Below are 18969 nucleotides of genomic sequence, written 5' to 3'. Positions count from 1 at the left end.
GATCAACAAAAACAGAACAAATGAAAAAGTTACTATTCATCCTTGCCTTCAGCATCAGCATTTCGGCTGTACAGGCACAGATGCTTGGCAAAAACCAGGTAAACTCAAGAGCCGATAGCCTCCGCGGAACACTTACCCCTTTACGTACCTGCTACGATATTAATTATTACCACTTAGATGTGAAGATCGATATCGACCAGAAATCAGTTAGCGGAAGCAATGAATTTGCTTTTACCGCCACGCAAGATTTCACCAAATTACAGTTCGATCTTTTTGATAACTTAAAAGTAGATAAAGTGGTATATAAAGGTGCCAGTTTACCTTTTACCCGAGAATATAATGCGGTTTTTGTAACCTTTCCTAAAGCAGTTAAAAAAGGAAGCAAAGATAGATTTATCGTTTTCTATTCTGGTAATCCTACTGTTGCCAAAACACCCCCTTGGGATGGCGGTTTTATCTTCAAAAAAGATGAAGCCGGCAATCCTTTTGTTTCCGTAGCCTGCCAGGGTTTAGGCGCAAGTGTATGGTGGCCAAATAAAGATCACCAGAGCGATGAAGTAGATAGTATGTTAATCAGCATTAGTGTTCCTAAAACTTTGCAGGAAATATCTAATGGAAGGCTGAGAAATACTGTAGATAAACCGGATGGTTACAAACAATACAATTGGTTTGTCGCTAATCCCATCAACAACTATGATGTAACCTTTTACATTGGCAAATATGCCCACTGGCAAGACAGTTACGATGGTGAAAACGGAAAACTCAGCATCGATTACTGGGCGCTGCAAACCGATAGCGCCAAAGCCCGCCCACATTGGGATGCCGATGTTAAACCGATGCTAAAATGTTTCGAATACTGGTTTGGCCCTTACCCATGGTACAAAGACGGTTACAAACTGGTTCAGGCACCACATTTAGGCATGGAACACCAAAGCGCAGTAGCTTATGGCAATCAGTTTAAACCAGGTTATTTAGGCAAAGATTTAAGCGGTACCGGCCATGGCTTAAAGTGGGATTTCATCACCATCCACGAGAGCGGCCACGAATGGTTCGGCAATAACATCACCTCAAAAGATATCGCCGATATGTGGATTCACGAAGGTTTCACCAATTATTCGGAGGTATTGTTTACCGAATGTACCGAGAACAAAGCAGCTGCTGATGAATATGTAATCGGATTACAAAAAATCATCCGTAATGATGTTCCAGTTATTGGTCCTTACGGTGTAAATAAAGAAGGCTCGGGCGATATGTATCCCAAAGGGGCAAACCTGATCAGCACCATTCGCCAACTCATCAATAATGATGAAAAATTCAGACAGATCTTGCGCGGATTAGGTAAAACATTCCATCACAAAACCGTAACCACTGCTCAGATCGAAAATTACATAGCGAAACAAAGCGGGCTTAAACTGGATAAAGTTTTCGATCAGTATTTACGTTTTACCAAAATCCCACTTTTAGAATATAAAATCAACAATGGCACTTTATCTTATCGCTGGATAACCGACGTTAAAGGTTTTGATATGCCTGTGCGTGTAACATTAAAAACAGATGTTTATACCTTGATTAAGCCTACAAACAATTGGAAAACCTGTAAGGTAGATGTCAGCATAAATGCAGATAATTTTAAACACGATCCGTTGTTTTATGTTAACCTTAAAAAAGGATAATGATTACCCACGGACAGACTTGCGAAGTTTCAAAGACCACCAGCACAGGCAACTTCGCAAGTCGCCTCAGCACGAGCATAGCCTGAAGTGAAGGGTCGACCAAATAAATTTCATCTTATGCAACTTTTCAACAAAATCATCGTCTTATAAGAAAAAGCTCATTATTCATCTAAAAAATAAAATCTATTACCATGAAAAAAGTATTTGCAATATTATTGGCATCCTTAACATTAACCTCTAGTATTAATGTAATTGCTAAAAACCAGATCAGCATCAATACTTCAAAAAACAATGGCGACAACAGAGATGTAAAAAACTTCAACGGAGTTGCTGCAGCAGGCCCAATAAACGTAATTGTAACTTTGGGAAATAGCGAAAGCTGCCGTTTAGAAGGCGATGCTGACGCATTGGCCTCAATTGTTACCGAAGTAAAAGGCAACGTTTTGGTTATCCGCCCGCAAACCAGTATTACTAGCTGGACTAGAAAATACGAAGGCAAAAAAATCACGGCTTACGTAACAGCAAAAGAGTTGGCCAGCTTAACCGTAAGTGGTGATGGTAACTTAAGTGTTAATGGAAAAATCAGCACAGGTAGTCTAACTACAACTGTAAGCGGTTCGGGAAGCATTAAAGCAACCGCCGATGTAGACAACTACAGTGGTGTGATTAGCGGTTCTGGTACAATAAACATTACAGGCGGTGCAGATCATGCAAAAGTAGTAATCAGCAGCTCAGGTACCTTTGCCGGTAAATCTTTTTCTACAAAAACTTTAACCAGTACCATCAGTGGTTCAGGAACCGTAAATATCGCCGTAAGCGAAAGTATTAGAGCGGTGATCAGCGGATCAGGAAGCGTAAATTACTCTGGCAATCCAAGTGTTGATAAAACTATTGTTGGCTCAGGTGGAGTGAGAAAAGTATAAATTAAGCTTTTTAATAGAGAAACACCTGCAAGAAATTGTAGGTGTTTTTTTTTGGTAAAAGATTAATTTTTAACGCTATTCCCAACACCAACGTCATGAGGTTATATCATAAATATGGAATTGTCACCTGTCCAAAGGACTCCTGTGGAGAGCTTGTCGAAAGACCTGTTTAAATGCCCCTCAAAGCGTTTCGACAAGCTCAACGTGACAGGTTGGAATGGAATCACAACTTATGATACAGCCTCATCTTTTCTGTAAAAGATCTTCGGTCGGACAATATGCTTTAACATCCTTTTATTTTTATTTGAAAAGCAAATCATTGCTACTATTAAGTGTTAGTCCCGCTATCATTTCAAGTCCTCAGCCTGACTAGAGGTAAGAAACTCGTTTTGAAAAAGCACATAAACTAAATTATGCTTCAAATATTTATATTCGCTTAGTAACATTTCAAATAATCTCCAAAGAATTTTCTTATGCTTACCGAAACCTTAAAAACACTTTTCAACCGTGATTTAAACAAGCTAAAATCCGAAATCAGCTCGTATAAAAACGGAGCGAACTTATGGATTATAGATAAGGAGATTGCAAATTCCGCAGGGAACCTTTGTCTACATTTAATCGGCAACCTCAACACTTACATCGGTGCAACTTTGGGTGGCAGCAATTACATCCGAAACCGCGAATTGGAGTTTTCGTTAAAAGACATCCCTAAGCAGCAGCTTATCAACATGATAGAAGCAACCCTAACCGTGGTTAACGAAACGCTGGATAAAATAACAGAAGAACAGCTCAATAGCGAATACCCAACATTGGTATTTCAGAAGAAAACATCAACCGAATTCTTCCTGGTTCACCTTACCACGCATTTAGCCTATCATTTAGGGCAGATCAATTACCACCGAAGGTTATTGGATGTATAATTGTCTTCATTATAAATAGAAGCCAACCGTTGTGCGTCCAGCGTAAAGCGATCTACGCTAGATCATCATTGCGAGGCGGCTTTTTCAGCCAACAAAGCAATCTATTAAGAAAATGCAATACATAGATCAAAATTACCCATGATACAACAACTCTTTGCCCAAAACGCAACCAAAATATTAGAAGGCGATGAATCTGTTCTCGGCTTAGCCGTGGGTGGCTCCTGGCTCAGCAATGAAATGGACGAATTTTCAGACCTCGACCTCATTTTGGTTACCAAAGAAAAACGATCAACAGATAAATCGAAAATGCTGCAATATGCCAGCCGCCTTGGTGATATGATTTCTGCATTTACAGGAGAACATGTTAGCGAGCCACGCGTATTGATCTGCCTTTACGACAAGCCATTGCTCCATGTTGACATTAAGTTTTTAAGCCTGGATGAATTTGCTTCAAGAGTAGAAAACCCTATGCTATTAATCGACAGAGACAATCAATTACAGCAAATTCTTGATCAAACTGAAGCTAAATTCCCATACCCCGATTACCAATGGATTGAAGACCGCTATTGGACATGGATGCATTATGCCCTTTTAAAAATCGGCAGAGGTGAGTATCTGGAAGCCTTAGATTTCTTCGGCTTTTTAAGAATGATAGTGTTTGGTCCTCTACTGCACATCAAAAACAACAACCTACCACGAGGTGTGCGTAAAGTAGAATCGCAGCTTCCTGCCGAAGATTTTAGCTTACTTAAAGGTACCGTTGCCGAATACAATAAAACATCTTTAATTACTGCGTTAGAAAATGCGATAACGCTTTATAGAAACCTGAGAGGTGATCTTTATACTGAAAACATCAAACAGAACAAAAAGGCAGAAGATGCTGTAATGCAGTATTTAGCCAAAATAAAACACAGCCGCTCAGAATGAAAAATTAGATATATAACATTCTCCGTGTTTCCGTGGCTATTTTTAATCAATAAGCCAAAAACAATATTCTGCGTTGATCTTTTTAATCTGCTGGACAACTGTAGTGCACTAACTCCAAGATCACACCTAAAACAAAAAAGGAGGCTTGAGCCTCCTTCCATATCTTTTAAAACTGAACCCCGATCAGCCACATATTTTCGATGTAGTTAATCTTCTGACTAGCCTTGTCGTACTCATCCCAGCCAGTGGTATGCACATTAGTTAAATTGGTAGCGCCGAATTTAGTGGTATTTTGTAGGTAAACGTTTTTCCACACATAAAACTTAAGTCCAACTTTTGCAGAAACACCGTAACCCGAAATACTGAAGTGGTTATTTCTGCCCTGTCCGAACAAACGTACATCTGAACGCGGAACCATCATGCCACCACCTAAACCAGTTTCTAAGGTTAAGGAAGTATTGCCGCCCGGAGCCACCCAAATATCATCATAACGCTCAATTTCGATATTTGCATAATTAAAACCATCAGTATGCTCGTAGGTTAACATGCTCTCTTTAACATTGATGCTTTGTCCGTTATAATCGCCTGCCAAATTACCTGTAGGTGTATTGGTTGGAGAAATATTTGGCCCGATGTGACCAGTAATCGCCACTGTTTGTGGGATGTCCATTACATATTTCATGTGGTCCCAACCGATTGAGATACTGTAGTTATCTTTGATAAAATAACCTGCACGGATATTGTATTGTGGTACGGTGATAAGTCCGGGATTTAAATAAGCCCAGTTCAATTTCGATTGTCTATCATGTGCAACAACATCTTTCAAGGTAAAATCGTAGTTAGGCCCTTGAAACCTGATATCGCTTTTGCCATACCATGAGCTATTGTATCCCCAGTGAAAATAGAAATCACCTTTACGGGAAAAATTCCTTTTATGCTCAGGGTTGAATAAACTTTTAGAAGTAGGTGTATTACTGCTTGAAGAGGCTTTAATCTCTTGTGCTTGCATTCGCTTGCCAAACAAGAGTGCTAAAAATAGAATGGTAATTTTTTTCACGCGGCAAATTGAGCAAAAAGACTAGTCAATTACAACAGCTTTAACATTTTGTAAGAGTTGCTGTACAAAAAATGACTTTAAAACATTAAAACCTGGTGTAAACGGCCAACTGAATAATATTATTAACCGTATTGTTCGAAATTCCATTTGTAATTTGGTTCATATACCCAGCTTCCAGATCAAACTGCTTCGAAAAACGATAACCTGCAGCGAGATATAACCTGTTCTGGTCGAAAACACTATTGTTAATTTTATCCTTATTCTGAATATTCAAAAATACTTCGTTCTGCAAAGCCACAAATGGCCCTTTTGTAAACGTTGGTTGAGTTTTTTGCAGCGGCTGGATCAACCTCACGAAATAACGGAAGCGTTGTGAAAACACATCTTCACCACTACGACCGATGAAACGTTGTTCTAGCCTCAACCTGTGACTGGCAAAAACTGATTTTATTTTATGACTATAAATATACTGTTCAAAAATGCGGTGTTCATGTGCAAATGAATTACCAGCAACCAGCGATTGTGATTGCGTTGTTTGCCATAAATATCCTAATGCTACGTTGTGCTTATTGTTAATGAAATATTGTAAAGCTGGGCGCACCAAAGTATTTCTCAAATAACCCCAATCATCAGCCGAACGCAGTTGAACATCGAACTGAAGCCCCCATTTATCATTAAATTTGGTGTTATTTAAAAACATAAACCAACCCGAATTTTGATGTTGGGTTTGTGCATAGAGCTTTCCAGAAGCCATGATGATGATGAGCACCACGGCAGACAATACTATTTTTTTCATAAGAAGAGATAAACCGGTTTTATCTGTGTGCCGCTAAAATAAAAGAAATATGCGAAAGAAGGGTAAATTTAGTCCGAAAGTCGGAAGTCCGGAGTCCGATGTTCAAATTGCCTATCACTATGCCCCCTACTTTGTGTTCTTAGTGCCTTCGTGGTCAAACACCAAAACCTGTTGTGTAAAACCCATAACCTCTGTGATAAAAAATACAACAATGCTTTTGCGTTTCTTTGCGAAACACTTTGCGCTCTTTGCGGTTAAATACGTTCATTATTTAAATTTCATTTAACGTTAAGCGATTAAAAATTTATCTTCGTTAAAGATTTGGGCATTACGGTATTTTCAATACCCTTAAAAATTGCGCTCATTTTAACATTACAAAACGTAAAATAGAACAAAAATGATTATCGAACCTAGAATGAGGGGCTTTATCTGTTTAACCGCACACCCTGATGGTTGCGCACAAAACGTAAAGAATCAAATTGAATATGTAAAATCTAAAGGAGCTATAGATGGTCCTAAAAAAGTATTGGTAATTGGCGCATCAACCGGTTTCGGTTTAGCTTCGCGTATTGCTGCTGCTTATGGTTCTGACGCTTCTACAATTGGCGTATTTTTCGAAAAAGCACCTTCTGAAGGCAAAACTGCATCACCAGGCTGGTACAATAGTGCAGCTTTTGAAAAAGAAGCCCATGCTGCCGGTTTATATGCAAAAAGCATTAATGGCGATGCATTTTCTAAAGAAATTAAAGAAAAAACAATTGAATTGATCAAGGCTGATCTGGGTCAGGTTGATTTAATCATTTATAGCCTGGCATCGCCAGTTAGGAAACATCCTGATACAGAAGTGCTTCACCGCTCTACATTAAAACCTATCGGTGGAACTTATACCAATAAAACCGTCGATTTCCATACTGGTAATGTGACCGAAATTTCTATCGAGCCCGCTACCGAAGAAGATATTGCCAATACCGTTGCGGTAATGGGTGGCGAAGATTGGGCGATGTGGGTTGATGCGCTAAAAGCAGAAAACCTGCTTGCTAATGGTGCAACAACAGTAGCTTATTCGTATATCGGCCCTGCTTTAACTGAGCCAGTATACCGCAAAGGAACCATTGGCAGAGCTAAAGATGATTTAGAAGCAACCGCTTTTAAAATCAGTGATAAATTGAAAGATATTGATGGAAAAGCTTATGTATCGGTTAATAAAGCATTGGTAACACAGGCAAGCTCTGCTATTCCGGTAATCCCGTTATATATTTCATTGCTGTACAAAGTAATGAAAGCAGAAGGTATCCACGAGGGTACAATTGAGCAGATCCAACGTTTATATGCAGAACGCTTATATACCGGAAGCCCTATTCCTGTTGATGAGAAAGGAAGAATCAGAATCGACGATTGGGAAATGCGTGAAGATATCCAGGCTAAAGTTGCAGAACTTTGGAAAGAAGCAACAACCGAAACTTTACCGGCAATAGGTGATCTACCAGGTTACAGATCTGATTTCTTAAGCTTATTTGGTTTCGAAATTGATAAGGTTGATTATCAAAAAGATGCCCAGGAAGTAGTAGAAATTGAAGGTTTAGTAAACTAACTACTCAGATGCGTCACCCTGAACTTGTTTCAGGGTCTTAAACAATAAATTAAAAACGGCTGGCCCTATAGCCAGCCGTTTTTATACCCAACCTATATGAATTTCGATTTACAGCCTACATTAGCAAACGATTTAATTAAAGTTGTTCCTCTAAAAGAAGAGGATTTTGAGGCCCTTTTTGCGGTAGCTTCCGATCCTTTGATCTGGGAGCAGCACCCCAATAAAGACCGCTATAAAAGAGAGGTTTTCGAAAATTTCTTTAAAGGTGCAATAGAATCGGAGGGTGCTTTTATTGTTTATGAAAAAGAAAGCAACAAAGTTGTGGGCAGTTCCAGGTACTACGAATTGGATGAAACAAATCATTCAGTTGCCGTTGGCTATACTTTTATTGCCCGCGAATTTTGGGGCAAGGGGCATAATAAGGCTTTAAAAACTTTAATGTTTGATTATGCTTTTCAATTTGTGGATAAAGTAATCTTACATATTGGTGCTACTAATTTCCGTTCACAAAAAGCGACAGAAAAATTAGGCGCCGTTAAAATCGCCGAATTAGAAGTAGCCTATTATGGTGAGCCCTTAAAATGGAATTTTGTTTATCAGATTGATAAAGATAAGTGGGTTAATAAAGCATCTTAAAGCTTTAACCACTAATTTTTACAAAAAGAGTCTGCCGCGGAAACACTGAAACCACGGAAAAGGTATAAACATTCAATCGTCCTCGTTTGTCACAAAGTGATTCCTTTGGAATAACCAGGATGACTGAGATTTGCAACTGCAATGCATAAGCAGCTAATTAATAGCAGGTTTTAACCACTGATTTTCACAGATCAACACAGATACTATATCCTCCTTATCCGTGTTCATCCTCTCCATCTGTGGTAAAAAGAAAAGACAATTGCCTCAAAAGATACACAACACTAAGGAATAGATCTTAATTCTGTGTAAATCTGTGCTTCCGTGGCAAATTTCTTTATACTATACATTCCCAAATGACAAGAGCATAACCGAATAAAATCGTGTTTATGCTTTAGTATTGTTATCTTTGTATAATTCTCCATTCCACTCACCTTTCAAAACAAAACAATTAAATAAAATATGGCTAAATCTCAGGCAACATACAGTAAAAAAGAGAACGAAAAAAAACGATTAAAAAAACAAAAAGACAAACAAGAGAAAAAAGAAGAGCGCCAGGCTAATGCAAAAAAAGGTTTAGCGCTTGAAGATATGATGGCTTATGTTGATGAAAACGGAAACATCTCTTCTACTCCACCAGATCCGAAGAAAAAGAAAGTAATTAATACAGAAGATATTCAGATCGGTATTTCAAGACAAGAGGACATCATCGATGAAAATCCTGTTAAAAAAGGAACAGTTACTTTCTTTAACGACAGTAAAGGTTACGGTTTTATTAAAAACACTGAAACACAAGACAGTATTTTTGTTCACGCAAACGGTTTAATCACCCAGATTAAAGAAGGTGATAAAGTTACGTTCGAAGTAGAAATGGGTCAAAAAGGACCAACTGCTGTTAAAGTATCAAAGGTTTAACAACCACAATTCAATTCTTTTTGCAATTTCTAATTGCAAAACATGATTAAAATTCTGCAGAAAACTCTGCTGCGCTAGGTTTTATAACCATTTATAATTCCGTCTATTTAAGCATAAAACCTTGCGCATAATTTTCTTCATCCATTCATTTTGAGTATATTTGAATATGAAAATCAAGCAAGATGAAAAGCAAAAGAAAGCTAGTTTATTGAGAGCACAGATCATGGAATCTACGCTTGCTTCATTTAAAATTGAGGGGATTTCTATTCCTTACGAATTAGCTGTTTCCGTTTTGAAAAAAATTGAATTTAGTCTGGAAAAATAAGTGTTATAAATTTCTCCATCAACGTGTATTCATTATCGGTGGCTGCTTGTATTACTAGTATATAATTTTCAAATTCAGCACCCCCAATCCTTTCGAATTTAAGAGAACCATAACCTGCCTTCCTGCTCATTAAATTTGCTAGAATCCTTGCGGTTCTGCCATTCCCTTCTCTAAATGGATGAATTAACAATAACTCGGCGTGCACTCTAGCTATATCTGCTATTAATTCTTGCTTGTCTGTATATATTTTTGGTAGCTTATTTAAAATTTCGAGCTCAAAATGCTGCATATTATCGCCTAGAAATCTAGCTGCTGCAAATGGGAAACCTCCTTTTGAAATATTTACATCCCTCAACTTGCCAGCAAAATTATATAATTGCGACAAAGCTAATTTGTGGATTTTAAGAATATAAGAAATATTAAACTTTGTCCTCGTCGTTAATGCTTCAGACAGCATAATTTCAGCTTTTAAAAAACCTTCAAATTCTGCCAAGTTAATATCCGACAAATTAGTTAAACCTAATTTATTCGGTAATATTTCATCTTGACTATTGGGAATCTGATACTTCATGATTCAATTTAAATAAAAATATTGTACACTAAAAGGTCTCATCTCATCATTATAGTTCAACATCGTTCCTAACCGACTATTAAATCCCCCTCACAATCGATCTAACTACTTCATTATCTGCATTTATTAAGTATTCTCACATAAAAAAATAAAAAAAATGATAATCTCGGTGTGGAATTTGTGCACGGTTTACATCATTACAGTACACACAAAGATATATATATGAAAAAGTTAATAGCACTTGCACTGGTTGCATTTTTAGGATTATCATCAGCGATGGCTCAGCAAGTAGATTTACGCAGAAAAATCAATGTTAGCGGAACCGCAGAAACAGAAGTAACACCAGATATTATTTATATCGGTATTTCACTTAAAGAATACTTAAACGGAAAGAAAAAAGTAGACATTACCGAGTTAGAGAAACAATTGTATGCCGCGGTACAAAAAGCCGGCATTGCAAAAGAAAATTTAACCATCAGCAATTTAAGCAGCTGGAACTATGCTACAGAAAAAAAGAAAAACCCTGATTTCTTAGCCAGCAAACAATACCGCTTAAAAGTTAGCGATCTAAACAAGTTTAATGCAATATTAGAGTCGATAGATGCCAAAGGAATTGCCAATACAAATATTGAAAGCTACGATTATTCTAAAATTGAAACCTTAAAAAAAGAACTTAAAATTAAAGCTTTATTGGCAGCGAAAGACAAAGCGGCTTATATGGTTGAGGCCTTAGGCGATAAATTAGGTGGTGTAATTGAGATACAAGATGGTGGAGACAATGTAATACAACCTGTTTATAGAAATTACGCGATGAAAGCTGAAATGGCTGATGCCGCTGGCGCTCCTGAAATTGATTTCAAAAAAATTAAGCTGAATTTTACGGTAAACGCCATTTTCGAGATTAAATAAGATTTTTAACCGTTAAAACAATGCTTTTTAAAACCTACCAGAACATTTTGGTAGGTTTTTTGTTACATAGTGGTTGAACACTAAAAAATTAGATATTATGAAAAAATTCATCTACACGTTAGCCCTGGTTTTCTCTTTAGGCATTAGTTTTAATTCAGCTCAGGCAGCTGATAAACCTGCGAAAAACCCAACAGAATTAACTGCCGAACAAGCAGTGAAACTGGAAAGAATTAAAACCCGTGTTGAAGAGATCAGAGACATGGACAAATCGAACTTAACAAGAGCAGAACGTAAAGCTTTACGTAGCGAGTTAAGAGAATTAAAAGGCCAGGCCCGCGCAGTTTCTGGAGGTGTTTATCTTTCAGTTGGTGCAATCATTATCATCATTTTATTGTTGATCTTGATTTTATAATCAATACAGCATTACATCTATCTATATAAAAACAAAAAGCTTTGCAGCAATGCAAAGCTTTTTTTATGCCCGTCTTGCGAAGTTTACTCGGCCTTGCGCGAAAGAGAACTTCGCATGTCTCCACGTGGCCTGAGCAAAACTAACGAAGTTCACTGCGCACAAGCCCATTGAAACTTCATTAGTTTCCCTGACTAATCTATAATATCAAAACCGGTATATTTCACTAAAGCCTCCGGAATTTTAATCCCGTCTTCGGTTTGGTAGTTTTCTAAAATAGAAGCCACAATACGTGGTAATGCCAATGCGCTTCCGTTTAATGAGTGAGCCAGTTGTGCCTTCCCTTCTTTTCCTTTAAAGCGTAATTTTAAACGGTTACTTTGATAAGTTTCGAAATTTGATACAGAAGAAACTTCTAACCAGCGCTCCTGGGCGGCACTCCAAACCTCCATATCATAAGTCATGGCAGAAGTAAAGCCCATATCGCCACCGCATAAACGCAACACGCGGTAATGTAATCCCAGCTCCTTTAATAAAGACTGAACATACTGGCTCATATCTTCCAGGGTTTCATAAGATTTATCAGGATGTGTAATCTGCACTACTTCAACCTTATCAAACTGGTGTAAGCGGTTTAAACCACGTACATGTGCACCATATGAGCCCGCTTCTCTACGGAAACAAGGCGTATAAGCGGTATTTTTAATTGGAAGATCTTCTTCCTTAACAATTACATCACGGTATAAATTGGTTACCGGAACTTCGGCTGTTGGAATTAAATATAAATCATCAACAGTTGAATGATACATCTGTCCTTCTTTGTCTGGTAACTGTCCGGTGCCAAAACCCGAGGCCGCATTAACCAAATGAGGTACCTGCATTTCTTTATAACCTGCTTCAGTAGCATGATCTAAAAAGAAATTAATCAAAGCCCGTTGCAACTTTGCACCTTTTCCTTTATAAACCGGAAAACCTGCACCAGTAATTTTCACACCCAATTCGAAATCGATAATATCATATTTCGCAGCCAATTCCCAGTGCGGCAAAGCCTTGTTAGGTAACTTAGCAGGCGCTCCATGTGTTAGAACAACCTCGTTTTCTTCTGCCGTAGATCCTTGTTTTACCAAATGGTATGGTAAATTTGGCAACTGAACAATTAAATTATGCTGGGTAGCTTCCAGCTCATTTAATTTATCGCTCAGATTTTTAATATTTTCTTTATGAGAAGCCGTTTGTGCTTTGATTGCCTCGGCTTCTTCTTTTTTGCCAGTACGCATTAAATCGCCAATTTGTTTGGCAGCTGCATTCGCTTCAGCAGAAATACTATCCAGGGAAGTTTGTGTAGAACGGCGGTCTTCATCAATTTTAATGATTTCATCTACCAGTTCTGGCTGTTTAAAATTACGGATACTTAAACGTTCTAAAACTTTCTCTCTATTTTCGCGGATATAGTTAACTTGCAGCATTATTTAATTTTTTAAGCAAAGATAATAATTAAGTCGTCATTGCGAACGCTTGCGGCAATCTCTCAACAAAAAGATTGCTTCATCATTCCTCCTCGCAATGACGGACACAGAAAAATATGGATGGCAAACTATTTCTCGTACCAACGCCCATAGGCAATTTGGAGGATATGACCTTTAGGGCAATCCGTATATTAAAAGAATGCGATTTAATCCTCGCTGAAGATACCCGTACCAGTGCTCCAATGCTTAAACATTTTGGCATCGATAAAAGAGTTTTCTCGCACCACCAGCACAATGAACATAAGGCAACTTCAGAGATTATCAAGTTTTTAAACGAAGGACAAAAAATTGCCCTGATATCTGACGCCGGAACACCTGCTATTTCCGATCCTGGTTTTTTCCTAGTACGCGAAGCCATTAAAAACGATATTGCTGTAGAGTGCCTACCTGGGGCAACAGCTTTTGTGCCCGCTTTGGTTAACTCAGGCCTACCTGCAGATGCATTTTGTTTTGAAGGCTTTTTGCCGGTTAAAAAAGGCAGACAAACAAAGTTTAAAAAATTGGCAGAAGAAGACCGCACCATTATACTTTATGAAAGTCCACACCGTTTATTAAAAACTTTAGAGGAGTTTGCACAGTATTTGGGTGCCGATAGACAAGCTTCGGTAAGTAGAGAACTCACCAAGATGTTCGAAGAAACGGTTCGCGGAACTTTGGTGGAAATAAAATCACATTTTGAAAACAATACTTTAAAGGGAGAATTTGTAATTTGCATAGCGGGAAAACCCAATATTAAAAGCAAAAACAAATATGAAGATGCGGAAGAATAGCATCAAAAACGTAACCAACACAACAATTTAAAAATATTATGATTAGCATAGATAGATTTCTGAGTGACGAACAAGACCCAAAAGCGGTTGAAAAAGTTATTGGAAAATTAAACGACCTTTTAACTACGGGCGAAGAACTTTTATATTTAGCTGTACAGAAAAAACCTGCGGTAAACTTGTTACCAGATAGTATTGCAATTTCGAATAAACGTATTTTTTATTGCGAGCCAGGTAATTTAGGCTTAACCATGAACTTTAAAGATATTTCATGGAAAAGCATTAAAGAGGTTTCGTTTAAGGAAGAATTTTTTGGTTCTAAATTTATCTGTGTACCACAACATGGTGAAAACATCGTAACCGAATTTATTCCAAAAGTACAGGCGCGTAAATTACATCAGGCTGCGAACCAGCAATTGGATGAGTATAAGGAAATGCTCCGTCAGCAAAAACTGGAAGAAAACCGTGCAACGGCGTCTCCCATTAATTTAAATGCTCAGCCTCTTACCGAAATCCCTGCTTACGAACCAACTCCTGAGCCAGTACAACCCGTTATTCAGATCGCTGAAGTTGTAGAAGAGCCAGAAGATGAAACCACATTAAAATTACGCAAGCTTAAAACTTTGTACGATAAACACCTGATTACTCAGGAAGAATATGAAGCTAAAAAAGCAAATATTTTAGATAGTTTGTAAGTAAACCCCTGTCATGCTGAGGCACGAAGCATCTTACACAACCGTACTGCACTTACGTTAACAAAAACAAGGTCAGTTTTCTGTCGCATAGAGATTCTTCCTGCGTCAGAATGACAAGTAATCTTATATGAAATCTAAACAAACTTACCTCCTCGCCCTCTTAAGTGCATTTTTACTATGGCTAGCCTGGCCACCAATGCCTTTTACCACACCTTTATTGTTGATCGGCCTGGTGCCTTTGTTCATTGCGCTCAATTCCATTTCAGACAATGCTGAAAAAAAGCAGGGAAAAAGAATTTTCTTGACTGCAGGCTTGACTTTTCTAGTTTGGAACACAGCATCAATTTATTGGGTGTACAATGCGATAAGTGCTTATAATGGTACGGCAGTAGCTTTACCTGTTTCTTTAATTCCTTATGGCTTAGGTGCACTTTTAATGACTTTTGCTTTTTGGCTATACTATCGTTTGGGCAAATATGTAAATAAAAAGATCGCGTACCTTGGGTTAATTGCCTTTTATATCGCTTTAGAATATTTACAGCAAACCTGGGATTTAGCTTTCCCTTGGATGACTTTAGGTAATGGTTTAGCAGGAATGCATCAGCTGGCGCAATGGTATGATTATACGGGTGTTTACGGAGGTTCACTGTGGATTTTAGTGAGCAATATCCTAGCTTTTGAAGCTTACAAGAAATTTAAATCACAAACTGGTTATTTAAGGTTTAGAACCGCAGGAATCTGGGCTTTGGTGGTAATTATTCCCATTAGCATTTCATTAACCAAATACTTTACAGCTGAGCAAAAAGGTACACCTAGTAATGTGGTGGTGGTTCAGCCCAATATAGATCCTTATCAAAAGCTGGAGAATATCCCATCTTTGGAGCAGGTTAAAATCTTAACACATTTATCCGATTCGATCGGGCAAACCAACACCGAATATTTTATCTGGCCGGAAACGGCTATACCAAGTTACGACAACGAAGATCGGATCCGCGAAACGACAACCTTTAGTACCCTACACAACTTTATCAGTAAATATAAAAACGGCACACTGATCACCGGAATAGAAAGCATTAAAATCTATCCCGACAAAAAAACACTTTCTGCACAGTACGACCAACAGGCAAACCTTTACGTTGATCATTTCAATACGGCCATGCAGATCGAAAATTCCGCCGACGTTCGCTTTTACCATAAATCCAAGCTGGTACCTGGGGTAGAAAAAATGCCGTTTCCGAAAGTATTTTCCTTTTTAGATGGGGTTTTCGCGCAACTGGGCGGAGCTGTTGGTGGATGGGGCTGGCAAGAAAAACCTGATGTGCTTTATGCACAAAGTGGAATCGGAGTTGCACCGGTAATCTGCTACGAAAGTCTTTGGGGCGATTGGATTGGCCAATCGGTTAAAGATGGTGCTCAATTTATTGCAGTGATAACCAACGATGCTTGGTGGGGAAATACTTCCGGCAAAGATCAACACGAAATGTACGCCAAACTCAGGGCAATTGAAACCCATCGTGATGTGGCCCGTTCTGCAAATACGGGTATATCCTGTTTCATTAATCAACGTGGCGATATTACACAAAGCACAGAATGGTGGACAAGAACTGCAATAAAAGCCAACATCAACCTAAACGACGAGATTACCTTTTATGTAAAAAGCGGTGATATTATTGCAAAAATATTGAGTGCTTTAGCCGTTATCTTAGCCTTGATTATTCCTTATAGAAAATGGGTAAAGAAATAAAATCCCATTAGTAAATTTCTAATTATAAAAACATGCAACAGTTAAAAAGCCTTAGGTGGTCTGTTTTATTATTACTGCTCACATTAAATTTTGGTTGCGATCAGATTTCTAAAAAAATTGTGCGTACCGAGATTAGCGATTACGAACACATCAGCATTATAAAAGACCGTTTTACCTTAACCAAAGTAGAAAACAGTGGTGCATTTTTAAGTCTTGGCGATAATATGCCCTATATTTTTAGACTCATTATTTTAACAGGCTTGCCATTACTATTTTTGGGCTATGGCTTATATTTCCTCTTTGCCAAACGCAATTTACCAATGAGTATGCAAATTGCTTTGTGTTTTCTGATAGGTGGTGGAATTGGCAACCTATATGATCGGATTGTACATGGATCGGTTACCGATTTTATGCATATGGATTTTTACCTCTTCCAAACAGGTGTTTTCAATTTCGCCGATATTTCGATCATGATTGGTGTAGGTATATTGCTTTTCCAGTCGATTAGAAGTAATAGACTAAAACACGAGGTAGATTAGGATAGCAGGCAAGATTTCGTAGCACCAATTAAGAATACAAAAAAATATGTATTAAAAATACAAATATGTATTTTTTGTATTATATTTAATCATGTAATACTCAATTGCAGCATATTACGATCTAAACCAAAAACCTAAACTATGAAACACCTATTAACAAAAACGATGCTGATTGTATTGCTCTCAGTAATGGTAATCTCGTGCTCGAAGAAAAATGAGATACCAGCAGATCAGGAAAACGAAACCGTTCAAAACCAAAAAGTTCTTGCTTACATCAAAAATCTTGGATTTACAGATGCACAGATTGTAGAAAGTGGAGGTAATTACGTTGTAGACGGCGATATCGTATTTAGCAAAAACATGGAAGTTCCTGCCGATAATGGAAAACCAATAACAGAGCAATATTATAATGGAAATATTGTAACCAATAGCAGTAATATCCGTGTTAAAATCGATCCTTCTATAAATGGTATGATCAGCGAAATCAATTCTGCAATCAACCAATGGAATACGGTGCCTAATTCTAAAATCAAATTTGTAATTACAACAGGTACTATTTATGACATTCTAATTAAGGTAGACAATACCATTGGAAGTTCTACATGCGGACAGGCTTATTTATCAACTTCTAACGGTAAAGCTGGCAATACAGTTTGGATTAACCAGAACCTGATCCAAAACAATTCTTTTGCACAGCGACAAAGAACCATAACACATGAATTTGGGCATACCATTTCATTTAAACACACCAACCAATCTACAACCATTAATGTTCCAGGGGTGGGGGGAACCGATGCGCTATCATTAATGAACGGCGGGCAATGTGGAAGCGGCGCAACTGTTTTATCAGCAAAGGATAAACAGGCTACCGCAGTATTGTACCCTTTATAATTAAAAATCAGATAAATAACCTAAAAAGATCGTAATGCAATGGAAGCTGTTTCTCTGAAGCAGCTTCTTTTTTTGAAATAATATTTGCAAATGATTTTAATACAGGAATTTCTTAACAAAGAATTACCACCTTTAAACAAACATATTTTTATCTTTAGGTTAAACAATCTAAAAATAAAATCCAATCATGAAAAGAAATGCAACAGCCGTATGGCAAGGTTCTATTAAAGAAGGTAATGGTAACATCACTACACAAAGCACTACTTTAAACAATACCCAATATTCTTTTAATTCTCGTTTTGCAGAGGGTGTTGGCACAAATCCTGAAGAGTTAATTGCTGCTGCACACGCAGGCTGTTTCACCATGAAATTATCTGCTAACTTAACTGAAGCTGGATTTGTAGCTGATAAACTGGAAACCAAGTGCGAAATTAACCTGGATCCATCGAAAGGTGAAATTGTTGAATCGCATTTAACTTTAACCGCAACTGTACCGAATTTAACACAGGAAAAGTTTGATGAACTGGTAGCAGATGCAGAAAAAAACTGCCCGATCTCTAAATTATTAAACACAACGATTACCGTTGATGCGACTTTAGCGTAAAATGTGATGGTGGATCGGTAATAGATCGTCATTTCGAGGGGTAATTTATTCACAAAAATCAATATGAATGACAGATGGATAAAACAGGTGAATGGTCTTGAAGTATCGTCATTTCGACCGCAGTGTTCCAAAGGAACTCCTTTGGAGGAGAAATCTTTTAACTTTGATTCAATAACTTGGTACAAAGATCTCTCTTTTTTCTACAGTCGAGAGGACGACCATTCTATTGGAATCTGTCAATGGTAGGGTAATTTATTTTGTAAAATCAATATGAGTGACGTTTAATTGATTTCTTTTGCCCTAAGGCGCTGTCTTGCCTCGGCTCGCCGCCGCCAAAGGGCTCTTTCTTTTTGGCATCAAAAAGACCAGCATAGCTAGCTTGAATGCCGTTGAAAACATAAAAGCCCATGAAAAAACAAAAAATGCCGGCTGAAAATTTTTCTTTCGAAGCTAGTGGGTTGGCTTGATGAGTGCGGCCCGAAAAATTTGTTAGGCCGGGTTTAAGTAGAACGGGGATACCGTGGTGCGGCCTAGTTGGGCGGAAACACAAAATC

At 37.9% G+C, this 18969-nt stretch carries 21 protein-coding genes; 16 read left to right on the top strand and 5 right to left on the bottom strand.

The genetic code is table 11. From position 1 onward, the window contains the following. The first annotated feature begins 20 nt into the window (after window positions 1-20). The 4 genes from AW17_RS13900 to AW17_RS13885 all read left to right on the top strand — a co-directional run bounded on the left by AW17_RS13900 (window position 21) and on the right by AW17_RS13885 (window position 4443). Window positions 21-1673, top strand: a complete 1653-nt coding sequence (locus AW17_RS13900) for a M1 family metallopeptidase (protein ID WP_029277383.1) — start codon at window positions 21-23, stop codon at window positions 1671-1673. Window positions 1674-1864: 191 nt separating this feature from the next. After that, the gene (locus AW17_RS13895; RefSeq protein ID WP_029277381.1) at window positions 1865-2596 is read left to right on the top strand and encodes a head GIN domain-containing protein; all 732 of its coding nucleotides are present in this window, start codon (window positions 1865-1867) and stop codon (window positions 2594-2596) included. A 473-nt stretch (window positions 2597-3069) separates the two neighbouring features. Further along, window positions 3070-3516 carry a DinB family protein gene (locus tag AW17_RS13890; RefSeq protein WP_029277379.1) on the top strand — a complete coding sequence of 149 codons (447 nt, stop codon included), beginning with the start codon at window positions 3070-3072 and terminating at the stop codon, window positions 3514-3516. A 138-nt stretch (window positions 3517-3654) separates the two neighbouring features. Next, complete coding sequence (locus tag AW17_RS13885; protein WP_029277377.1) at window positions 3655-4443, top strand: aminoglycoside 6-adenylyltransferase; 789 nt, start codon at window positions 3655-3657, stop codon at window positions 4441-4443. A 166-nt stretch (window positions 4444-4609) separates the two neighbouring features. Here the strand turns inward: AW17_RS13885 and AW17_RS13880 are convergent, their stop codons facing one another. Together AW17_RS13880 and AW17_RS13875 are read right to left on the bottom strand one after the other, a co-directional pair. After that, on the bottom strand, window positions 4610-5500 hold the full coding sequence (locus tag AW17_RS13880) for a hypothetical protein (protein WP_029277375.1): 891 nt from the start codon (window positions 5498-5500) through the stop codon (window positions 4610-4612). Between the two features lie 85 nt (window positions 5501-5585). Then, window positions 5586-6296 (bottom strand): DUF2490 domain-containing protein, encoded by a 711-nt coding sequence (locus AW17_RS13875; protein ID WP_029277373.1) that lies wholly within the window; start codon window positions 6294-6296, stop codon window positions 5586-5588. A 397-nt stretch (window positions 6297-6693) separates the two neighbouring features. On the opposite strand from AW17_RS13875, the gene fabV reads away from it, so the two are divergent. The 4 genes from fabV (at window position 6694) to AW17_RS24215 (ending at window position 9760) form a co-directional block, all read left to right on the top strand. Beyond that, window positions 6694-7887, top strand: coding sequence for an enoyl-ACP reductase FabV (gene fabV, locus AW17_RS13870; protein WP_029277372.1), 1194 nt, complete (start codon window positions 6694-6696; stop codon window positions 7885-7887). 96 nt (window positions 7888-7983) lie between these two features. Further along, window positions 7984-8523 (top strand): GNAT family N-acetyltransferase, encoded by a 540-nt coding sequence (locus AW17_RS13865; protein WP_029277371.1) that lies wholly within the window; start codon window positions 7984-7986, stop codon window positions 8521-8523. Between the two features lie 459 nt (window positions 8524-8982). Continuing rightward, the gene (locus AW17_RS13860; protein ID WP_029277369.1) at window positions 8983-9435 is read left to right on the top strand and encodes a cold-shock protein; all 453 of its coding nucleotides are present in this window, start codon (window positions 8983-8985) and stop codon (window positions 9433-9435) included. Between the two features lie 166 nt (window positions 9436-9601). Next, window positions 9602-9760 (top strand): hypothetical protein, encoded by a 159-nt coding sequence (locus AW17_RS24215; protein WP_157280306.1) that lies wholly within the window; start codon window positions 9602-9604, stop codon window positions 9758-9760. Here AW17_RS24215 and AW17_RS13855 read toward each other — a convergent pair. After that, window positions 9744-10331: a Fic/DOC family protein gene (locus AW17_RS13855; RefSeq protein WP_029277367.1), complete on the bottom strand. Its 588-nt coding sequence runs from the start codon at window positions 10329-10331 to the stop codon at window positions 9744-9746. The two genes, AW17_RS24215 and AW17_RS13855, sit on opposite strands and share 17 nt — an antisense overlap. Window positions 10332-10553: 222 nt before the next feature. Here AW17_RS13855 and AW17_RS13850 point away from each other — a divergent pair, with 222 nt between their 5' ends. Together AW17_RS13850 and AW17_RS13845 are read left to right on the top strand one after the other, a co-directional pair. Continuing rightward, window positions 10554-11240, top strand: coding sequence for an SIMPL domain-containing protein (locus tag AW17_RS13850; RefSeq protein WP_029277365.1), 687 nt, complete (start codon window positions 10554-10556; stop codon window positions 11238-11240). Window positions 11241-11337: 97 nt separating this feature from the next. Beyond that, window positions 11338-11652: a seryl-tRNA synthetase gene (locus AW17_RS13845; protein WP_029277363.1), complete on the top strand. Its 315-nt coding sequence runs from the start codon at window positions 11338-11340 to the stop codon at window positions 11650-11652. A 191-nt stretch (window positions 11653-11843) separates the two neighbouring features. Here the strand turns inward: AW17_RS13845 and serS are convergent, their stop codons facing one another. Next, window positions 11844-13115 (bottom strand): serine--tRNA ligase, encoded by a 1272-nt coding sequence (gene serS, locus AW17_RS13840; RefSeq protein ID WP_029277360.1) that lies wholly within the window; start codon window positions 13113-13115, stop codon window positions 11844-11846. Between the two features lie 116 nt (window positions 13116-13231). On the opposite strand from serS, the gene rsmI reads away from it, so the two are divergent. The 6 genes from rsmI to AW17_RS13810 all read left to right on the top strand — a co-directional run bounded on the left by rsmI (window position 13232) and on the right by AW17_RS13810 (window position 18415). Next, the gene (gene rsmI / locus AW17_RS13835) at window positions 13232-13945 is read left to right on the top strand and encodes a 16S rRNA (cytidine(1402)-2'-O)-methyltransferase (RefSeq protein ID WP_029277358.1); all 714 of its coding nucleotides are present in this window, start codon (window positions 13232-13234) and stop codon (window positions 13943-13945) included. A gap of 38 nt (window positions 13946-13983) precedes the next feature. After that, complete coding sequence (locus AW17_RS13830) at window positions 13984-14637, top strand: PH domain-containing protein (RefSeq protein ID WP_029277356.1); 654 nt, start codon at window positions 13984-13986, stop codon at window positions 14635-14637. Between the two features lie 127 nt (window positions 14638-14764). Then, a complete protein-coding gene (gene lnt, locus AW17_RS13825; protein WP_029277355.1) occupies window positions 14765-16381 on the top strand; it encodes an apolipoprotein N-acyltransferase in 1617 nt (538 codons plus the stop codon). A gap of 32 nt (window positions 16382-16413) precedes the next feature. Further along, a complete protein-coding gene (gene lspA / locus AW17_RS13820) occupies window positions 16414-16920 on the top strand; it encodes a signal peptidase II (protein WP_029277353.1) in 507 nt (168 codons plus the stop codon). Between the two features lie 141 nt (window positions 16921-17061). Next, window positions 17062-17811: a M57 family metalloprotease gene (locus tag AW17_RS13815; protein WP_029277352.1), complete on the top strand. Its 750-nt coding sequence runs from the start codon at window positions 17062-17064 to the stop codon at window positions 17809-17811. A gap of 187 nt (window positions 17812-17998) precedes the next feature. Beyond that, window positions 17999-18415: an OsmC family protein gene (locus AW17_RS13810; protein WP_029277351.1), complete on the top strand. Its 417-nt coding sequence runs from the start codon at window positions 17999-18001 to the stop codon at window positions 18413-18415. Between the two features lie 265 nt (window positions 18416-18680). Here AW17_RS13810 and AW17_RS24470 read toward each other — a convergent pair. Beyond that, the coding region (locus AW17_RS24470; RefSeq protein WP_036669934.1) for a hypothetical protein at window positions 18681-18969 on the bottom strand (289 nt) is incomplete at its 5' end.

Origin of the sequence: Pedobacter borealis DSM 19626, from assembly GCF_000708285.2 — a bacterium.
GTDB lineage: Bacteria > Bacteroidota > Bacteroidia > Sphingobacteriales > Sphingobacteriaceae > Pedobacter > Pedobacter borealis.
This window is presented reverse-complemented; position numbering and strand designations above follow the sequence as displayed.

Coding starts and splice junctions, on each gene's coding strand:
- AW17_RS13900 (WP_029277383.1), top strand. CDS start 21: ATGAAAAAGTTACTATTCATCCTTGCCTTCAGCATCAGCATTTCGGCT.
- AW17_RS13895 (WP_029277381.1), top strand. CDS start 1,865: ATGAAAAAAGTATTTGCAATATTATTGGCATCCTTAACATTAACCTCT.
- AW17_RS13890 (WP_029277379.1), top strand. CDS start 3,070: ATGCTTACCGAAACCTTAAAAACACTTTTCAACCGTGATTTAAACAAG.
- AW17_RS13885 (WP_029277377.1), top strand. CDS start 3,655: ATGATACAACAACTCTTTGCCCAAAACGCAACCAAAATATTAGAAGGC.
- AW17_RS13875 (WP_029277373.1), bottom strand. CDS start 6,296: ATGAAAAAAATAGTATTGTCTGCCGTGGTGCTCATCATCATCATGGCT.
- fabV (WP_029277372.1), top strand. CDS start 6,694: ATGATTATCGAACCTAGAATGAGGGGCTTTATCTGTTTAACCGCACAC.
- AW17_RS13865 (WP_029277371.1), top strand. CDS start 7,984: ATGAATTTCGATTTACAGCCTACATTAGCAAACGATTTAATTAAAGTT.
- AW17_RS13860 (WP_029277369.1), top strand. CDS start 8,983: ATGGCTAAATCTCAGGCAACATACAGTAAAAAAGAGAACGAAAAAAAA.
- AW17_RS24215 (WP_157280306.1), top strand. CDS start 9,602: ATGAAAATCAAGCAAGATGAAAAGCAAAAGAAAGCTAGTTTATTGAGA.
- AW17_RS13855 (WP_029277367.1), bottom strand. CDS start 10,331: ATGAAGTATCAGATTCCCAATAGTCAAGATGAAATATTACCGAATAAA.
- AW17_RS13850 (WP_029277365.1), top strand. CDS start 10,554: ATGAAAAAGTTAATAGCACTTGCACTGGTTGCATTTTTAGGATTATCA.
- AW17_RS13845 (WP_029277363.1), top strand. CDS start 11,338: ATGAAAAAATTCATCTACACGTTAGCCCTGGTTTTCTCTTTAGGCATT.
- serS (WP_029277360.1), bottom strand. CDS start 13,115: ATGCTGCAAGTTAACTATATCCGCGAAAATAGAGAGAAAGTTTTAGAA.
- rsmI (WP_029277358.1), top strand. CDS start 13,232: ATGGATGGCAAACTATTTCTCGTACCAACGCCCATAGGCAATTTGGAG.
- AW17_RS13830 (WP_029277356.1), top strand. CDS start 13,984: ATGATTAGCATAGATAGATTTCTGAGTGACGAACAAGACCCAAAAGCG.
- lnt (WP_029277355.1), top strand. CDS start 14,765: ATGAAATCTAAACAAACTTACCTCCTCGCCCTCTTAAGTGCATTTTTA.
- lspA (WP_029277353.1), top strand. CDS start 16,414: ATGCAACAGTTAAAAAGCCTTAGGTGGTCTGTTTTATTATTACTGCTC.
- AW17_RS13815 (WP_029277352.1), top strand. CDS start 17,062: ATGAAACACCTATTAACAAAAACGATGCTGATTGTATTGCTCTCAGTA.
- AW17_RS13810 (WP_029277351.1), top strand. CDS start 17,999: ATGAAAAGAAATGCAACAGCCGTATGGCAAGGTTCTATTAAAGAAGGT.